Origin of the sequence: Actinokineospora spheciospongiae, from assembly GCF_000564855.1 — a bacterium.
In the GTDB taxonomy this organism is placed as follows: domain Bacteria; phylum Actinomycetota; class Actinomycetes; order Mycobacteriales; family Pseudonocardiaceae; genus Actinokineospora; species Actinokineospora spheciospongiae.
The window spans coordinates 18413-35210 of sequence record NZ_AYXG01000185.1 but is presented as its reverse complement, the minus strand read 5'-3'; the positions used below and the strand labels follow the sequence as shown (position 1 = coordinate 35210).

General features: G+C 73.3%; 18 protein-coding genes. 4 read left to right on the top strand and 14 right to left on the bottom strand.

Annotated features, from left to right (window positions below):
* The first annotated feature begins 44 nt into the window (after positions 1-44).
* A complete protein-coding gene (locus tag UO65_RS24180; protein WP_035286617.1) occupies positions 45-944 on the top strand; it encodes an alpha/beta hydrolase family protein in 900 nt (299 codons plus the stop codon).
* A gap of 80 nt (positions 945-1024) precedes the next feature.
* On the opposite strand, the gene UO65_RS24175 is transcribed toward UO65_RS24180, so the two are convergent.
* Complete coding sequence (locus UO65_RS24175) at positions 1025-1906, bottom strand: alpha/beta hydrolase family protein (protein ID WP_035286615.1); 882 nt, start codon at positions 1904-1906, stop codon at positions 1025-1027.
* A gap of 465 nt (positions 1907-2371) precedes the next feature.
* Between UO65_RS24175 and UO65_RS33605 the strand changes: the two genes are divergently transcribed.
* Positions 2372-2752 carry a hypothetical protein gene (locus UO65_RS33605; protein ID WP_052021712.1) on the top strand — a complete coding sequence of 127 codons (381 nt, stop codon included), beginning with the start codon at positions 2372-2374 and terminating at the stop codon, positions 2750-2752.
* A gap of 58 nt (positions 2753-2810) precedes the next feature.
* On the opposite strand, the gene UO65_RS24165 is transcribed toward UO65_RS33605, so the two are convergent.
* From UO65_RS24165 to UO65_RS24130, 8 genes are read right to left on the bottom strand one after another with little or no spacing between them, the layout of a single operon-like run.
* A complete protein-coding gene (locus tag UO65_RS24165; RefSeq protein WP_035286613.1) occupies positions 2811-3497 on the bottom strand; it encodes a class II aldolase/adducin family protein in 687 nt (228 codons plus the stop codon).
* 16 nt (positions 3498-3513) lie between these two features.
* Positions 3514-4164, bottom strand: a complete 651-nt coding sequence (locus UO65_RS24160) for an MBL fold metallo-hydrolase (protein WP_035286611.1) — start codon at positions 4162-4164, stop codon at positions 3514-3516.
* Between the two features lie 26 nt (positions 4165-4190).
* Positions 4191-5288, bottom strand: coding sequence for an alcohol dehydrogenase catalytic domain-containing protein (locus UO65_RS24155; RefSeq protein ID WP_035286609.1), 1098 nt, complete (start codon positions 5286-5288; stop codon positions 4191-4193).
* Positions 5285-6274 carry a hypothetical protein gene (locus UO65_RS24150; RefSeq protein ID WP_035286608.1) on the bottom strand — a complete coding sequence of 330 codons (990 nt, stop codon included), beginning with the start codon at positions 6272-6274 and terminating at the stop codon, positions 5285-5287. Before UO65_RS24150 ends, UO65_RS24155 begins: the two co-directional genes overlap by 4 nt.
* Before the next feature lie 31 nt (positions 6275-6305).
* Positions 6306-7268: a TAXI family TRAP transporter solute-binding subunit gene (locus tag UO65_RS24145; RefSeq protein ID WP_035286606.1), complete on the bottom strand. Its 963-nt coding sequence runs from the start codon at positions 7266-7268 to the stop codon at positions 6306-6308.
* Positions 7265-8122 (bottom strand): fumarylacetoacetate hydrolase family protein, encoded by an 858-nt coding sequence (locus UO65_RS24140; protein WP_052021711.1) that lies wholly within the window; start codon positions 8120-8122, stop codon positions 7265-7267. Before UO65_RS24140 ends, UO65_RS24145 begins: the two co-directional genes overlap by 4 nt.
* A 3-nt stretch (positions 8123-8125) precedes the next feature.
* Positions 8126-9055 (bottom strand): VOC family protein, encoded by a 930-nt coding sequence (locus UO65_RS24135; protein ID WP_035286604.1) that lies wholly within the window; start codon positions 9053-9055, stop codon positions 8126-8128.
* Positions 9048-10670: an FAD-dependent monooxygenase gene (locus tag UO65_RS24130; protein ID WP_035286601.1), complete on the bottom strand. Its 1623-nt coding sequence runs from the start codon at positions 10668-10670 to the stop codon at positions 9048-9050. Before UO65_RS24130 ends, UO65_RS24135 begins: the two co-directional genes overlap by 8 nt.
* A gap of 116 nt (positions 10671-10786) precedes the next feature.
* Here UO65_RS24130 and UO65_RS24125 point away from each other — a divergent pair, with 116 nt between their 5' ends.
* Positions 10787-11578: an IclR family transcriptional regulator gene (locus UO65_RS24125; protein ID WP_035286599.1), complete on the top strand. Its 792-nt coding sequence runs from the start codon at positions 10787-10789 to the stop codon at positions 11576-11578.
* 15 nt (positions 11579-11593) lie between these two features.
* Here UO65_RS24125 and UO65_RS36960 read toward each other — a convergent pair whose 3' ends face one another.
* The 3 genes from UO65_RS36960 to UO65_RS24115 are packed head-to-tail and all read right to left on the bottom strand — an operon-like array spanning position 11594 to position 13638.
* The gene (locus UO65_RS36960) at positions 11594-11767 is read right to left on the bottom strand and encodes a hypothetical protein (protein WP_161784506.1); all 174 of its coding nucleotides are present in this window, start codon (positions 11765-11767) and stop codon (positions 11594-11596) included.
* Between the two features lie 5 nt (positions 11768-11772).
* Positions 11773-12450 carry a response regulator transcription factor gene (locus UO65_RS24120; protein WP_035286597.1) on the bottom strand — a complete coding sequence of 226 codons (678 nt, stop codon included), beginning with the start codon at positions 12448-12450 and terminating at the stop codon, positions 11773-11775.
* Positions 12451-13638 carry a sensor histidine kinase gene (locus tag UO65_RS24115; protein WP_035286595.1) on the bottom strand — a complete coding sequence of 396 codons (1188 nt, stop codon included), beginning with the start codon at positions 13636-13638 and terminating at the stop codon, positions 12451-12453.
* Between the two features lie 213 nt (positions 13639-13851).
* Here UO65_RS24115 and UO65_RS24110 point away from each other — a divergent pair, with 213 nt between their 5' ends.
* The gene (locus UO65_RS24110; protein WP_035286593.1) at positions 13852-15297 is read left to right on the top strand and encodes an alpha/beta hydrolase; all 1446 of its coding nucleotides are present in this window, start codon (positions 13852-13854) and stop codon (positions 15295-15297) included.
* A gap of 171 nt (positions 15298-15468) precedes the next feature.
* On the opposite strand, the gene UO65_RS33600 is transcribed toward UO65_RS24110, so the two are convergent.
* Positions 15469-16254 (bottom strand): alpha/beta fold hydrolase, encoded by a 786-nt coding sequence (locus UO65_RS33600; RefSeq protein ID WP_052021709.1) that lies wholly within the window; start codon positions 16252-16254, stop codon positions 15469-15471.
* Between the two features lie 32 nt (positions 16255-16286).
* Entirely contained in the window at positions 16287-16745 is a 459-nt protein-coding gene (locus UO65_RS24100) for a MarR family winged helix-turn-helix transcriptional regulator (protein WP_052021708.1), read from the bottom strand.
* Between the last annotated feature and the right edge of the window lie 53 nt (positions 16746-16798).

Here is a 16798-nt window from a genome sequence, read left to right as displayed (position 1 = left end):
CTCTCACCGTCCCGGTTGGACTCCCACGAGGTGGAGGAAATCCCATGACCACGAGCAGAATCCGCATTCTCCTGATCGCCGCGATCTTGTCCGTCACCTCGGTGGCGGGCGTCGTCTCGACCGCTTCCGCGACCGAGGGGCTTCCGACGACGGCAGCGGCGGCGAACCCGTACGAGCGGGGACCGGCGCCCACCGCGGACAGCGTGGGCGGAAACGGGCCGTTCTCGGTCTCCTACAGCGATGTCTCCGCCGAGGACGGCCCGGGATTCGGTGGCGGGCGGATCTTCTACCCCAGGGACACCAGCCAGGGCACGTTCGGCGTCGTGGCGGTCAGCCCCGGCGGCGGCTCGGTCCAGGCGTCGATCGGGTGGCTCGCAAGGGGTCTGGCCACGCACGGGTTCGTGACCATCGCCATGTCCAACATCGCCAACGACGACAACGCCCCGGAACGGGGCAGGCAACTCCAAGCCGCGCTGGACCACCTCACCCGCCAGGCACCCGCCGAGGTCCGGCGCCGCATCGACACCAACCGGCTCGCCGTGGCGGGTCACTCGCTCGGCGGTGGTGGCGCGCTCTTCGCCGCCCGCTCCAACCCCTCGCTCAAGGCGGCGTTCGCCATGGCCCCCTGGTCGGTGGTGAGCAACTGGTCCGGCGTCGGGGTCCCGACCGCGCTCGTGGGCGGCGGCAAGGACAAGACCGCCCCCGTCGACAACTTCTCCATCCCCATGTACGAGGGCCTGCCGGATTCGACCCGCAAGGCCTTCGCCGAACTCACCGAGGCCGACCACCTCACCTTCACCAGGTCGACGCCCCTCGTCAGCACCCTGGCCGTGTCCTGGATGAAGAGGTTCGTCGACGGCGACACCCGCTACACCCGCTTCCTCTGCCCCGGCCCCAAGGGCGACAAGGTGACCCAGTACCGCAGCAACTGCCCCTTCGGCTGATCCAGGCCCGCGGAGATCGTGTCGGCCGATGGAACGCGCCGCACGGACCCCGGTGGGGTCCGTGCGGCGCGGGTGTTCGCTCAGACGGGGCAGGTCAGTTGGAAACCGGACTTGACGGGGCAGAGGAACTGCGAGTAGCGGGTGTCCTCGTCGACGTAGCGCTTGAGCCAGGAGACGGTGTACGCGGTGACGGTGGCGTCGTAGCGGTTGGTGGTGAAGTGGTCGGCGTTCTTGAGCTTGAGGTAGCCCTGGTCCTGCTTGGCCTTGAGCGAGTTGTACATGGGGGTGGCGTGCATGACGGCGGGGGCGATGAAGTCCCGGCCCGCACCGACGATCAGCGTGGGCACGGTGACGTCGGAAAAGTCCGAGTACAGGTTCCAGGGCGCCAGCGGCACGGCCGCTTTCAGGGCCGGGTTCTTGGAGGCGGCGATGAGGGTTCCGCCGCCACCCATCGAGTGGCCCGCGACGGCGAGGCGGGCGGGGTCGACGCGGTCCTTGACCGGGGACTGGTTGGCGAGCCAGTCCACGGCGGCGAGCAACTGGTCGCTGCGCGGCTCGGGGTAGTCGGTGGTGGCGTTGGGCGCGAGGGTCAGCACGACGAACCCGTGCGAGGCCAGCGTCGGGCCGAGCCAGGAGATGGCCGACTCGCCCTCGAGGAAGCCGGGGATGACCGCGACCGCGCCGAAGGTGCCCTGCGAGGTGTCGTCCGGGTAGTAGATCGTGCCCTTGTTGAACCCGCGGCCCGCCTGGGCCGGGACGACCAGTTTGTCCGTCGCGAACGGACCCCGCTGCGCGCCCACGGACTGCTCGGTGGGAGCGGGCCCCTTGGCGTGCCCGGCGAAGGCGACCACGGCGGCGCCGGGGCCCTCGCCCGCGAAGGCCTGGGGGCCTGCCAGGGCCGCGGTCGCGACCGCGACCGCGGCGGCGGCGATGCCCGCCTTGGCGAAGATGCGTCGTTGCATGGGAACTCCTCGATTTCTGCACAGCACAGGACGAACAGGGCCCCCGCCCAGGGTGATGGAGGCCGTCATACCTTCATCACGCACATCCCGAGCGTTGCTGCGGCGTCCGCAGCCACGGTTGTGCGCACACCGGGAGAGGCGGAGGTCCGTCCGCCACCACGGCAGCTCACCCTAACAGTCGTTAGGTACAGTGACCAGGGTCCGACCGCCCACCCTCGGAGAACGGAGGCGTACCGGAATCCCCCGTCGGGATCGCGTTCCTCGAACAGGGCGGCTACGGCCGCCGGGGACGCCTTCGACTCCGGTGTCGTTCCACCGTCCGAATGAGGCGGCGGTCCCCGGACACCGGCACGGGGTTGCTCCGATCGGGTCTTCACCGCGTGACCCGCGTCGGAACGCCGTAAGCGGAGCCCGCCGGGCCTGTCTCCCCGGTGGGCAGCGGACCAGGAAGATCGAGGAGGTCACGTGCAGCAACCCATCTACGCCGACTACACGACCGCGGAGAACGGATGGACAGTCACGGTGACCTGCGACGGCAGGCAGGCCGGTGATCGGGTCGAGGGCGGCCTCGTCGCCGCCCGCGACCGCGCCGACACCCTGGTGGCCACCGTCGCGGCCACCGCCGGGCACCGCCCGGTGGTGCACCTGCTCGACGGCGACGCGCTCGTCTTCACCACCGCCTACCTGTCCGAACGGCTGGGCATCCCCGCCGACGCCCACACCGGGTCGGCGGTGGCACCGGTGGTGGCCGCCGAGTCGGCCCCGGGGGCGGTCGAGCCCGACCCGGCGACGGCCGAGCAGGCACCCGCGCCGCCGACCGAGGACGCCGGGGAACCGACCGGCTGACACCCCCACCGGCGGAGCGGCGTTCGCCACGGCACCCCGGGCCGGGGTGGGCGACCGGTCAGGTGTCGACCTTCCTGAGCAGGTAGTCCCACCCGGCGTGGAGCTGGGTGGTGTTCCACACCTGGTCGCGCTTGAAGCGGGTTTCGGCGTCGTCGGACCAGGTCGCCGGGCCGCCCGCGGCGGCGGCGAGGAGCTGGGTGCGGCACGCGCGTTCGAGCAGCACGGCGTGCATGACGGCGGTGGCGGCGTCCGGGCCGACGGTGACCGCGCCGTGGTTCGGGATCAGGATCGCGTTGGCACCGCCGAGCCGGGAGGCGAGCGACCCGCCCAGCTCGGGGGTGGCGATGAGGGCGCCGGTCTCGGTGAACCGGGGCAACTGCGGGCAGGTGAAGGGAACGGCGTCGTGGGAGATGGGGCGCAGTTCGCAGTCCAGGGACGCGAACGCCGCCAGTGCGGGCGCGTGCGTGTGGACGACGCTCCCCACGTCGGGGCGCCGTGCCAGGACCTCGGTGTGGATGGGGGATTCGAGGTGCCTGGTCCCGGTGCCGTCCAGGACGGCGCCCCCCGGTGACACGAGGACCACCTTTTCGGCGTCGACCTCCTCGAACCCCCAGCCGGACGCCTTCATCCACGCGCCCCGCCCCCCGGGGTCGCGCACCGACGCGTGGCCCCACACCATGTCGCCGAGCCCGGCGGCGGCCAGGACCCGACTCGCCTGGACCACCGCGTTCCTGATGTCGTCCACGTCGCTCCTCCGCGTGTCAGGGTGCGTGCGGGACGGCGTGTTCCAGCACGACGACGTCGGTGCCCGCGGGGGCCAGGCTGCCCAGCAGGTGGTGGTGCATCCGCTGGTGCGCCGGGGCCAGACCGGCCTGGTGGATCGGGATGGCCACGCGCGGTGCGACCGAGCGCAGGTAGTCGACGCCCTCGCCGAGCTTCATCCACGGTCCGCCCGCCGGGACCAGCAGGGTGTCCACCGGCGCCGGTGGCGGGTCGAGGGCGTCACCGGGGTGGAACAGCGAACCGGCGAGCAGGTAGCCGTTGTTGTCCGAGCCCGGGAGGTCAGGGTGGATGCGGGCGTGTTCCCCGCCGGTCACCGCGATCTCGACGCCCGCCAGGGTCAGGGTCTCACCCGGGTGCGCCAGGTGGGTGCGCCCGGCGTGCTCGGCCAGGGCGGTGGCGGCGCCCGGGCCGTGGACGACCCGGGCGCCCGGGTTGTCGGCCAGCAGCACCCGCAGCCGGTCCGCGTCGAGGTGGTCGGGGTGGGCGTGCGTGATCAGGACCAGGTCGAGGTCACGCAGGTCCTCGAAGTCGCGGGAGTAGGTGCCCGGGTCGATCAGCACGCGCGCGGACCCGGTCGCACCGGGGACGTCGACCAGGACGCAGGCGTGCCCGTAGTGGGTGATGTGCATGGTTCCTCCGGGGCTCATCGGGGCGCTCAGGGGTGGACGACGGTCATCCACATGGGGTGCTCGCGCCGCCGCATCGCCTCCACCGCCGTGGGCGCGTCGGCCAGCGCGAACCGCTGGGTGATGAGTTCGTCGACGTCCAGGGCGCCGGTGCCGAGCAGGCGCAGGACCTCGCGGGCGTCGGTGCGGGTGCAGGCGCGGGTGCCCACGAACCGCCAGCAGTTCACCATCAGCGCGGCCGGTGGCAGGGCCAGCGCGGTGCGGTTGGCGCCCATGTGCACCAGGGTGCCGCCGGTGGCGAGCGCGGCCACGGCCTGACCGGTCGCCGGGCCGTCGGGGATGAAGTCGAGCACCGCGTGCGCGCCCGCGGGGGTGACCTCCCGCAGCCGCCGGGTCAGCCCGCCGGTGCCCGCCCAGTCGGGGAGGTCGTCCAGCGCGATCACCTCGGTGGCCACCCGACCGGCCAGCGACCGGACGGCGTGCAGGCGTTCGGCGTCGCGCCCGACCAGGACGAGGCGGGACACGCCGAAGTGCTCGGCGAGCTTGGTGGTGGCGGTGCCCATGGTGCCGGTGGCCGCGGTGACGACGAGGGTCGACCCCAGCGGCAGGTCGGCGCACTTCAGCGCCCGCACCGCGTTGGCCAGGTCGTGCACCTTCGCGCCGACGTCGAAGTTGACGCGGTCGGGCAGCGGGTCGACCAGCCAGTGCGGGACCCGCAGGTACTCGGCCAGTCCCCCGTCGTGGTACTCGTCGTACAGCGGCATCGGGGCGTCGCCGAACGCCGCGTGGCCGATCATGGCCTGCTGGGCGCACATCATGTCGCGGTCGGTGCGGCAGTACGGGCAGTCGCGGCAGTTGAGGTTGGGGTGCACCCGGACCCGGTCACCGACCGCGGTCCCGGTGACCCCGGTGCCGACGGCCGCGACCGTCCCGGCGGCTTCGTGGCCGAGGGTCGTCGGCAGGTGCTTGAACGCACCGGATCGCAGCAGCCGCATCATCCCGGGCGCCAGTCCGGCGGCGGCGACCCGGACGACGACGTCGAGCGGCCCGGGTTCGGGCACCGGAATCCGTTCCAGCGCGATGGTGTCGGCGTCGCGGTGGGCGCGGGCGGCGAGCATGGTGGTCATCGAGCCCCCCTCGCCAGGGCGGCGGCGAGCCGTTCGGGGGTGCAGGGGTCGGCGGTGCGCGCGGTCTCGGCGATCTGCGGCAGTTCCCGGTGCGACAGCAGGGAGATGTACTGCCCCGCCTCGTCGTCCACGTCGGCGTGGGCGACGCCCAGGGGGATGCGGACGAGGTCGCCGGGTTCGAGGTCGACGATCCCGCGCTGGGTGAGCAGCGTGCGCCGCCCGCGCACCTGGTACTGGACCTCGTCGCCGTCGAGGGTGCGGCGGTAGCGGCGCTCACCACCGGTTGCCGTGACCACCGCCAAGCGGAACCGCGGCGCCTCGTACAGCACGGTCGTTCCGGTCCCGTCGCCGACGCGCAGCACCCGAAGGCGGTCTTCCTCGTCGTGGACCCGGTCGAGCAGTCGCCGTTCGTCCACGGGGAACACGGCGATGTCGTGCCCGTGGGCGCCCATGCACTGCGTGACGGCCTCGTTGACCTCCCCCGGTTCCCAGCCGGGGAACGGTGGCGAGACCGGTTGTGAGCTGCTCGCGGCCGTGGCCTTCTCCGCCACCGGGGCGGGGACGTAGAACAGCAGGTGGCTCTCCTGGCGGCCGTAGTTGTCGTGCGCCACGCCGCGCGGGATGCGGGAGAAGTCGCCGGGCTGGTGCTCGACCACGCCGAGTTCGGTCATCAGCGTCCGCTCGCCCGCGATCTGGTAGGAGATCTCGTCGACGTCGCAGTTGCGGTGGTAGAACGGTTGCCGGTTGTCCATGGTCTGCCACTCGACGCGGATCTGGTCGTTCTCGTACAGGCCGCGCGGCGGGGCGAACGGCTGCGCCCGGTACTGCTGCGGGTGGTGGACCACGGTCAGCGGCGGGTGCTCGCTCGCGAGCTTCATCGGCACCTCGCCCGGGTGCGGCGGGGCGAGCAGCAGTTCCTCGTCGCGGTCGATGCTGCGCAGCGGCCGGTCGGATTCCATGACCACGACGTCTTCGACGACCTTCACGGCGACCTCCTTGTCTCGCGGATCGTTGGGGTCATCGGTTTTCCGGCAGCGCGTCGTAGTAGCGGGCGGCGCCGGGGTGCAGCGGGACCGGGGATCGGCCCATGGTGGGCGGGTGCAGCGGGTAGGTGATGGGGCTGCGCTCGGGCGGCAGGTGCCGGTACTGCTGTTCGATGAGGTGGCGGGTTTCGCCCAGGACCCAGGCGACGGCGTGGGCCACGTCGTCGGGGAGGTCGCTGCGGGTGAGCACGAGGAAGTCGGAGAAGTCGAGGGTGCGGAACGCGCGGCGGCCGGGGAAGAAGTCGTCGTCGACGGTGGCGGCGGGCCAGCCGAAGTCGGCTTCCAGCGACGCCAGCACCTCGGGTTCGACCTCCAGGAAGTCGAAGTCCGGTCCGAACCGCTGCCAGTGCGGCAGCATGACCGCCTCGTGCACGACGGCGTTCGCGCGTCCGGCCAGCACGTGCTCGAACGACTCGAACGGCCGCTCGTCGGACAGGAACCCCCCGCCCCACCCCCGCACGTCGACCCCGGCGCGGTCGAGCAGGGCGTGCGCGGCCAGCCCGACGTGGTTGACGCCGTCGTCGACCGACGTGGCGACGGTCAGTCGCGGCTTGCGCTCCCGCAACTCGGCGAACGTCGTGGCGCCGATCGACTTGTGCACGCCGACGACGAGTCGGTCGCGTTGCGGCACCACGCCGAGCGCGCGCAACTCGGGGAAGGATTCGTCGCGGTAGACCCCGCGCGCGTCCAGGGCCGCGGTGGCGAACGCCGCGGGGGTGGTCATCGCGATGTCGACCTCCCCCCGGCCGACCGCGCGGACCGAGTCGCTGAAGCCGCGCCCGTTCCAGATCGCGATCCGGGTGTGCGGTCCACTGCGGTCGGTGAGTTCCTGGGAGATCCAACCGCAGACGCGGTGCAGGTTCGCCGTCCCCCAGTCACCCTTCAGGTGCAGGGTCAGCGACCGCCGGATGCGTGGTTCCGCCGGGCGCGCGGTCACTGGCCGCCACCTTCCTGAGTGGACTGATCGGTCTGTTCCATGGTAACCAGGTTGTTCAGGGTCCCGATGCCGTCGACCTCGACGCTGATCCGGTCGCCCGCGGTGAGGAAGACCTGCGGATCGCGGCGGTACCCGACGCCGCCGGGTGTGCCGGTGAGGATGAGGTCACCGGGTCGCAGCGCGGTGAAGGTCGAGATCGTGGCGATCAACCGCGGCACCGGGAAGATCAGCATCGACAGGTCGGACTCCTGCACCTTCTCGCCGTTGAGGACGGTGCGGATGCCCGCCCCCGCGAGGTTCACCCCATCGGGTGGGATCAGGTAGGGGCCGATCGGGGTGCAGGCGTCCCACGCCTTGCCCTGCACCCACTGGTGCGTCCGGTACTGGAAGTCGCGCATGGTGACGTCGTTGGCGACGGTGTAGCCCAGCACGTGGTGCGGGGCGTCGGCCTCGGTGATGCGCCTGCCCGCCCGCCCGATCACCACGGCCAGCTCGCCCTCGTAGTCCACCTGGGTCGATTCCGGCGGCAGCACGATGTCGTCGTGGGCGCCGATGAGGCTGGAGTCGAACTTCGGGAACAGCACGGGGTAGGTCGGCAGTTCGCGCTTCGTCTCGGTCACGTGGCCGAGGTAGTTGAGGCCGACGCAGAAGACCTTCGACGGCCTCGGCACGACCGGCAGCAGCCGCACCTCGTCGACCGGCACCTGTGCGCGCTCGTCGCGGACCGCGTCGCGCAACCACTCCGGACCGGTGTCCAGGCCCAGTTCGGTGCCGCCTTCGAGGGGGACCAGCGACGACCCCCGCAGTTCACCGACGCGGCGGACACCGCGGTGCTCGTAGCTCGCGTACGCCACCGGTCACCTGCTCCCACTGGTCTTGCGCCACGAGGCGAGCTGACCGCCCCACAGGTTCACGGTGTGCGGGATCGGCTCCCACCGCCGCGGCGCGTAGGTGGCGCGGTCGTCGTGGAACTTCTCCATCTCCGCCGACAGCTCGATGTGGTTGCCCGCGGGGTCGTCGAAGAAGACGAACAGGTTGTTGCCCGGACCGTGCCGCCCGGGTCCCCACGTCACGTCCACGCCCTCGTCGGTGAGCCGGTCGCACCAGGTCTTGAAGTCCTCCCACTCGGCCAGGTCGTAGGAGTAGTGGTCGATGTCGCCGCCCGCCCCGGTGTTCACCACCGCCAGGGTGTGGTGGTCGCGGTCGCTGCGCAGCCAGGCGAAGCGGCCGTCGTCGAGCTGGTCGGAGATGCGGAACCCGACCACGTCGACGAAGAACGCCACCACGGCCTCGACGTCGTCGGTGGCCAGGGTGATGTGCTGGTACTTGACCGGCCGCCGCCCGGTGTCCGCGGTGGCCTCGCCCTGGCGCTCGACAGCGGTGTGGAAGTGCACCCCGGTGCCGTGCGGGTCGACCGTCGCGATGCCGCGCGCGGGACCGATCCCGGCGTCGAGGTAGGCGGGGTCGAGGTCGGTGGTCGGGTGCCCGGCGGCGGACAGCCGTCGGGCGATCCCGTCGACGCCGTCGGGGTCGCGCACCTCGAAGCCGTAGTGCCGCAGGGCTTTGTCCCCCTCGACCAGCTCGATGACGTGGTGACCGCTGCCCCATCCCAGCCGCAGCCCGCCCGCCGGGAGTTCGTCGTGCACGACCATGCCCAGCACCCGCCGGTGGAACTCGGCGGTCGCGGCCACGTCGGGGACGGCGAAACCGACGTGCGACACCGCGGTCCGGGTCAGGCTCCCGGCCGCGCCGCGTTCGGCCAGCACCACCCGCTGTGGTTCATCCATGGTTCAACACCCTTTCCGGTGAGGTGGGGTTCGAGGCGGGCGTCCAGGACAGGACGCGCGCGCAGGTCTCGGCGCTGCTGCCCGCGGGCCAGGCGGCGGCCACCACGCGGTCCGGTCGCAGCAGCGCGAAGCGCCCCGCGTGGTCGGCGAGTTCGCGCACCAGGGCACCGTCGACGTCGATCAGCACCCGGTGACCGGTGCGGGGCATGTCGTCGCCGAGGACCACCCGCACCGCCACCGCGCCCAGTCCGCGCACGACCGGTTCGACCGCGGCCCAGTCCGCCTCGGCGGTCCCGACCCCGAGCACGGCCCACCCGGTGCCGAGCGCGTCGTCGAGGCGGCGTACCCGGTGGGTGCCGGTGTCGAACACCAGCGGCTGCCCCACCGGCACGCCGACGGTCTCGGGCCGGTCGCCAGGGACCACCAGCCCGTCGGTGTAGTGCAGCGCGGGCCGGTACCGCATCTCCTCCAGGTGGGCGCGGCCCTCGTCGGTCGCCACGGCGCGGGCGACCACGGCGTCGCGCCGGGCCGCCACCCGGCGCGAGGTGGTCATGACGACCCGGCCGAGCCGTTCCGACAGCCGCACCGTCGCCAGCGCGTGCGGGCCGCGTTCGCTGTGGTAGCTGCTCAGCACCCCCGCGTCGAGGCGCCCGGCCAGGACGTCGGCGATCTTCCAGGTGAGGTTGGCCGCGTCCCGGATTCCGGAGTTCAGGCCCTGGCCCGCGAACGGCGGCATCATGTGGGCGGCGTCGCCGAGCAGGAACGAGCGCCCGATCATCCACTCGTCGGCCACCACGGCGTTGAAGCGGTAGTTGACGGCCCGCTCGACCTGGTCCTCGGTGATCACCCGGTACCCGGACAGCAGTCGCCGGATGAGGTCGAACGGCGGCTCCCGGTCCGGGGTCCCCTCGCCGTCGAAGAGCCGGAACTCGTAGCGGCAGCGCCCGCCGAGCCCGGGCACGATCACGTGCGGGCGGTCCGGGTCGCCGTGGTGCATGGCGAACCGCTCGGTGTGCGGGTCGTCGAGGGTGTCCACGACCAGCCACACCTCGTCGTGGCTGCGCCCGGTCATGCCGACGCCCTGCAACAGCCGGGTGGCCGAGCGCCCGCCGTCGCACCCGAGGACGTACGCCGCGTCGATCGCCACCGGCGCGGTTCCGGTCCGCGCGTGGACCGTCACCCGGTCGGGGTGCTGGTCGAACCCGGTGACCCGGGTGTCGAACCGCAGGTCCGCCGTCGGCGCCGCCGCCACGGCGGCGGCCAGCGCGCGTTCGAGGTCCGGTTGCGCGAACGGGTTCTTGAACGGGTGGGCGAGCCGGAACGGCCGGGGCCCGCGGGCGTGGAACAGCACCTGCCCGTCGCGGCCGTGGTAGCGGGTGCCGGTGCCGGGCACGATCACCGGCAGGACCCGGTCGACGACCCCCGCCTGCTGGTACACCCGCAGGGCCTCGTCGTCGATGCTGATGGCCTTCGGCTCGTCGCTGGTGCCGCCGCGCTGTTCGAGCACGACCACGCCGACGCCGCGGGCCGCGAGCAGCGCGGCGGCGGTCAGGCCCACCGGGCCCGCACCGCAGATCACCACGTCGACGCGGTCGCCCGTCGCGTTCGGCGCCATGGCCCCACCTCTTCCCGCTCGTCCGGTCCGCTGTCGACACAGTACGAGCGGTGTCCTGTTTTTCGTAAGTCTCGTCCTGATTTACAGGACAGACCGGAACTGGCTACGGTGTGCCCATGGCCGGACCCACTGACGCGGCGAGCGGCAGCTACCGAGAGCGCAATTCCACCGCCGACCGGGCGCTGGACATCCTGCTGCTGTTCAGCGCGGACAAGCCGGTCTGGGCGGGCGCGGAGATCGCCGCGCGGCTGGGGGTGGCGCGCTCCACCGGCTACCGCTACCTGCAAAGCCTCACCGGCACCGGGTTCCTGGAGGAGGCCGCCGGGGGGTTCCGGCTGGGACCGCGCATCTTCGAGCTGGCGCGGCTGGCCCGGACCGGGATCGGGTTGTCCGAGGTCGCCCTCCCGGCCATGCGGGCACTGGCGGCGAGCGTCGGCGAAACCGTGCTGCTGACCAGGCGTTCTGGTCGCTCGGTCGTGTGCCTCGACCTGGTCGAGGCCCGGCACGCGGTGCGGCTGTCCTACGAGCGCGGGCACGTGCTGCCGATCAACGCGGGCGCCGCCGCCGAGGTGCTGCTCGCCTGGGCCGACCCCGGCGAGGTCACCGCGGTCCTGGACCAGGCCCCGCTGGAGCGGTTCACCGCGAAGACCCTCACCGACCCCGCCGCCCTGCGCACCCGGCTCGCCCACATCCGCAAGCGCGGCGTCGCGATCTCCCAGGGTGAACTCGACGACCACATCCTCGGCGTCGCGGCGCCCATCCGCGACGCCGCGGGCTCGGTGCGCGCGGCGATCAGCGTCGCCGCGCTGGCCGCCCGGGTCCCGCCGGGCGAGCTGAGGACCGTCGAGGCCGCGGTGGTCGACGCCGCGGCAGCCGTCTCCCGCGAACTCGCGCTGCGCGACGCCTGACCGCCCCGGTCACCGTCAGCCCCCGACGGCGGACCCTCGACTCGGCAGCGTCACCGCCCTGGGCATGCCGTTCGGGTCCGTCCTCGCCGGGTGGGCGGCCGACGCCCGGGGCAGGCGCACCCCGATGGCGGTGGCCGTCACCTGGATCTCGGCGACGATGCTCGCCGCCGCGCTCGCGCCGGACCTCACCCGGCTCAGTCCTCCGCGTCGCGCACCACGAGGGCGATCTGCACCCGGTTCTCGACCGCCAGCTTGGCGAACAGGTTGCCGGTGTGCGCCTTCACCGTCGCGACGCTGATGTGCAGCCGTTCGGCGATCTCCGGGTTGCCCAGCCCGTCGGCGACGGCCCGCGCGGTGTCGAGTTCCCGTTCGGTCAGGGTGGACAGCTTCGCCCGCGCGGCCTCGCGGGACGAGCGGCGGGCGGCGGCGGACCCCGACCCGGTCGCGGCGGCGATGACCCGCGCCATGGCCGCCGGGGACAGCACGGGGTTCCCCTCGGCGACCGCGCGCACCGCGTCGACGATCCGCGCGGGCGGGGTGTCCTTGAGCACGAACCCGAGCGCCCCGGCGCGCAGGGCACCGAGGACCAGGTCGTCGGAGTCGAAGGTGGTCAGCACGAGGACCTTCGGCGGCCCCGGGCGGGTGAGCAGTTCCCGGGTGGTGCTGAGCCCGTCGCGGCCGGGCATGCGCACGTCCATCAGCACCACGTCCGGTCGCTGTTCGGCCACCGCGGCGAGCGCGGACTCCCCGTCGGCCGCCTCCGCGACCACGGTCAGGTCCGGCTCGCCGTCGACGACCAGGCGCAGCGCCATCCGCACCAGTCGGTCGTCGTCGACGATGACCACCCGCGTCGGCTCACGCGCGCTGCCCACTCAGCCTCCCCCGGGGTGGTCCTGCCCGGGCCAGGGTAGTCGCGCGGTGAGCAGGTACCCGCCGCCGGGCGTCGGCCGGTGCTCCAGCGCGCCGCCCGCGAGGGCGACGCGTTCGCTGAGGCCGAGCTGGCCGAAGCCGGAGGACGGTGGCCGGGCGCCCGCCGCGGTGGCGGCCGAGTTGCGGACGTCGACGCGCAGTTCGCCCCCGGCCGTTCCCCCCAGGGTGACGCGCACCCGCGCCCCGGGGGCGTGCTTGGCGGCGTTGGTCAGTCCTTCTTGGACGACGCGGTAGCAGGTCCGCCCGACGACCTCGGGCGGTTGGCTCGTCACGCTGTCGGTGAGGGTGACCTCCAGCCCGGAGCCGCGGGCGGCGGCGACCAGTTCGGGAACGCGGTCGAACGAGGGCTGCGGCGCTTCCGGGCGATCCGGGTCGCCCCGGAGCACGCCGAGCACGTCCCGCAGTTCCTCCAACGCCTGCCGGGAGCCGTCCGCGATCCCGCGGACCAGCATGCGGTGCTCCTCGGCGGTGAGGTTGTCGCGGTGGTCCAGCACCCCGGCCTGCATGGCCACCAGGGAGATCCGGTGCGCGAGCACGTCGTGCATCTCGCGGGCGATCCGGTTGCGCTCCTGGGCCCGGGCCTGCGCGGCGCGCGCCGCCTGCTCCCGTTCCGCGCCCTCGGCCCGGTCGCGCAGGGACCGCACCTCCACGCGCCGGGCGCCGATGGCCGCGCCGATGGCCACCGCGGTGCCCGCGGTCAGCGCCGGGAAGACGAGTTCGAGCCACGTCGGAACCGGTGGGGCGTCGATCGGGTAGAGGTCGGAGGCGAATTGCGAGGCGACCACGAAGGCGAGCACCACCGGGCCGATCTCGACCGGGCGGCGGCGGGTGGCGAGCGAGCACAGGACCAGCAGCGCGGCGCCGGTGGCCAGCGTCGAGGCGGCCGAGGCGACCGTGACCGCCGTGGCCACGGCGATCGGGAACCGCCGCCGCCACGGCAGCAGCACCAGGCAGGCGAGCGCGAGCAGCGGATCGCCGGTGACCAACCAGGAACACGTGTCCGCCGCGCACCCCGGCGGCACCAGCGCGGCGACGGAGAACCAGAAGGCGGTGCCCAGCAGCGCGGCCACCGCCAGCCGCCACGCCTCCCGCCACCACCTGCCCGGCCGGGGTGCGATGTCCGTGCTCACCCCGCCATTGTCGCAAGACCGCCCAACCGGTGCACCGGTCCTGGGGCCTGCGCACCCCCGACCGTGGTCGCATGCGGGCATTCGACCCGGGTCCAGTGTGGGCCGAGCCGCCGGACCGATGTGCCGCCGGTGCCGAGTGGACAGGATCGTTCCCGGACCGGTGCGCACCGCCCCGTCCATCAGCCCTCGCACAGTGTCGACAGGAGGACAGGAATGCACAGAACCCTGCCGGTCGCCCTCGCCGCGACCGCGGTGCTGGCGACCGCTGTTCCGACCGCGTCAGCGGCGGCAGCGCGGACCCTGGAGTGGGGCGCGTGCCCGGAGGGGGTCGCCGCGCCCCGGCTCCAGTGCTCGACCCTCGAAGTCCCGCTGGACCACCGCGACCCCGGCGGCAGGAAGATCGAGATCGCGATCTCCCGGCTGGCGAGCGAGAACCCGGCGCGGCGCCGCGGCGTGCTGCTCACCAACCCGGGCGGCCCCGGTGGTGAAGGGCTCGGCTACCCCGCCACGCTGGCCGGGGCCGGGCTGCCCCAGGAGGTGCTGGACTCCTACGACATCATCGGGTTCGACCCGCGCGGCGTGGGCCGCAGCACGCCGGTGACCTGCGAGCTGACCCCGGAGCAGCAGGCCAGAGGCGCTTTCGCGCGGTACGCGCACACCGCGGCCGACGTCACCCGCGAGGCCGGGTACGCCCGCGCCACCGCCGAGCAGTGCGCCACCTCCCCCACCGCGTACATGCTGCCGCACACCACCACCGCGAACACCGCCCGCGACATGGAGCGGATTCGGGTGGCGCTGGGCGAGCGAAAGGTCTCGTTCCTCGGCGCCTCCTACGGCAGCCACCTCGGCGCCGCGTACGCGACGATGTTCCCGGACCGCGGCGACCGGATCGTGCTCGACAGCAACCTGGGCGCGGGCGGCTACGACGCCACGGCCATGCGGAGGTTCGCCCGCGGCCTGCAGGACCGGTTCCCGGACTTCGCCGCGTACGCCGCCGCGCACCCCGAGCACGGCCTGGGCAGCACCCCGGAGCAGGTGACCGCCGAGTTCTTCGACCTGGCGGAGCGACTGGACGCGAAGCCGGTCCAGGGCGTCGACGGACTGGCGTTCCGCGGGCTGACCTTCGAATACCTCTACAGCGACGCGGCCCTGCCCGCGCTGGCCAAGACCTGGCAGGCGCTGGCGGCCGACCGGCCGGTGCCCCTGCCGCCGGTGGTCGACCGCGACAACCTCATGTCCGCCCGCCTGTACGTGATCTGCGGTGATTCCCGCTGGCCGGATTCGATCCGGGACTACCAGCGCGCCGTCGCGGTCGACCGGGTGAGGTACCCGATGCTGGGCGGGGCCACGGCCAACATCGGGCCGTGCGCCTTCTGGCCGGACGAGCGCACCGAGCCGCCGGTGCGCATCGGCGACCGGGGCCCGTCGAACGTGCTGCTGCTGCAGAACGAACGCGACCCGGGCACGCCGCTGGTCGGCGCCCGCGAACTGCGGCGGGCGTTCGGGCAGCGGGCCACGCTGGTCACCGCCGACCAGGGCGGGCACGGGGTCTACCCGTGGGACGGCAACAGGTGCGCCAACGACGCGGCGACGGAGTTCCTGACCACCGGGCACCGCCCCGCGCGAGACCTCGCCTGCCCGGCGGAACCGGGCGAATGAGCGGGAGGCCGTCCGTGTTCGACCTCGACCGGAGCCGCCGGACCGCCCAGCGGGTCGAGCCCGGCGACGGGCACGCGCTGCGACGGTTCCGGTCGAGGTCGAACACGGGCGCGGCGATGCCGTGCACGTGCGGTGGTCAGGCCGCCCAGGACGACGATCGAGGGTGCCTGTTCATCGTGGTGCGTCGGCTTCCGCCGCCGGGAGGTGGTCGGGCAGGCCGAAGAACCGGTGGACGCGGGAGACGAACCAGTCGGGCCGCGCCAGGTGCGGGTAGTGCGTGCGGGTGGGTGCCTGCTCGACCACGGCCGTGGGGATGCGGTCGGTGAGCCAGTCGGCGTAGTCCGCACCGGGGTCTGTCCCGTGCAGCGACAGGTACGGCACATCGGGCGGCAGGGTCGTGACGCGTCGGGACCACGCCGCCAGCGCGTCGGCGTCCCAGTCGAGCAGCGGGGTCCAGAACCCGGTGAACACGTCCCGGTCGAGGGTGTGGCGGCGCTCGATGTCGGCCACCAGCGCGGGGTCCAGCTCGCCGTACAGCGAGGTGAACAGCGTACGGGCGAAGTCCGCGAAGCCCTCCCCCCGCACGGTGGCGGCCACCTCCGCGGGCAGCGGGTCGACCCGCAGCGACTGGTCGACGTTGACCACGCCGCGGGTCGGGTGGCGGGCCGCGTAGGCGGTCGCGATCACCCCGCCGAGGGAGTGGCCGACGACGAACGGCGTCTGCCCCTCCCCCAGCGATTCCAGCAACCCGTGGATGTCCGCCACCGACTCGTCGATCCCGTAAGGCGGGATTCGCGGTGAGTCACCGTGACCGCGCAGGTCGACGCGCAGCACGCGGAAGTGCCGCCGCAGGTCGACCGGGTCCCAGGAGCCCCGGTTCTCGGTGATGCCGTGGACGGCCACGAGCAGCGGTCCCGTGCCGTCGAGGTCGTGGGCCAGGTGGTTGTCCGGTGTCATGGTCACTCCTTCGAAAGACGGCGGGCCGCCGCTCACCGGTGCTGGTCGGGGGTGTCGGGCCGCATGGTCTGGATGACGCGGTCTAGGTAGTCGACGACCACCCGCTGCGCGTCGGGGTCCAGGGCTCGGCTGGCCTCGTCGACGGCGAGGATCGAGGGGCGCAGCAGGGCGAGGCTGGCCCGGTGCGCCGACGGCGTGGTGGTGACCGTGACGCGGCGGCGGTCGGCCTGGTCGGGCACCCGCTGGACGTGCCCGGCCCGTTCGAGGCGGTCGACGACGACGGTGACCGAGGCGGTGCGCAGGCCCAGCCGGGTCGCGAGCTGCGCGGGGCCCATCGGGCCGTGCTGCTCCAACAGGGCCAGCGCGTCGAGGTCGGTGGCGTTGACACCCAGTTCGCGCGCGGTGCGGGCGGAGAACTCCCGTGCGGTGTTGATCAGGTTGCGGATCGCCAGGGTGACCTCGGACAGCTCGGGCAGCTCCACGTCGCTCATCGGCCGGATACCTCGTATCGTCTAGTAGCTAGATAAAATGGTACAGTTGTCGT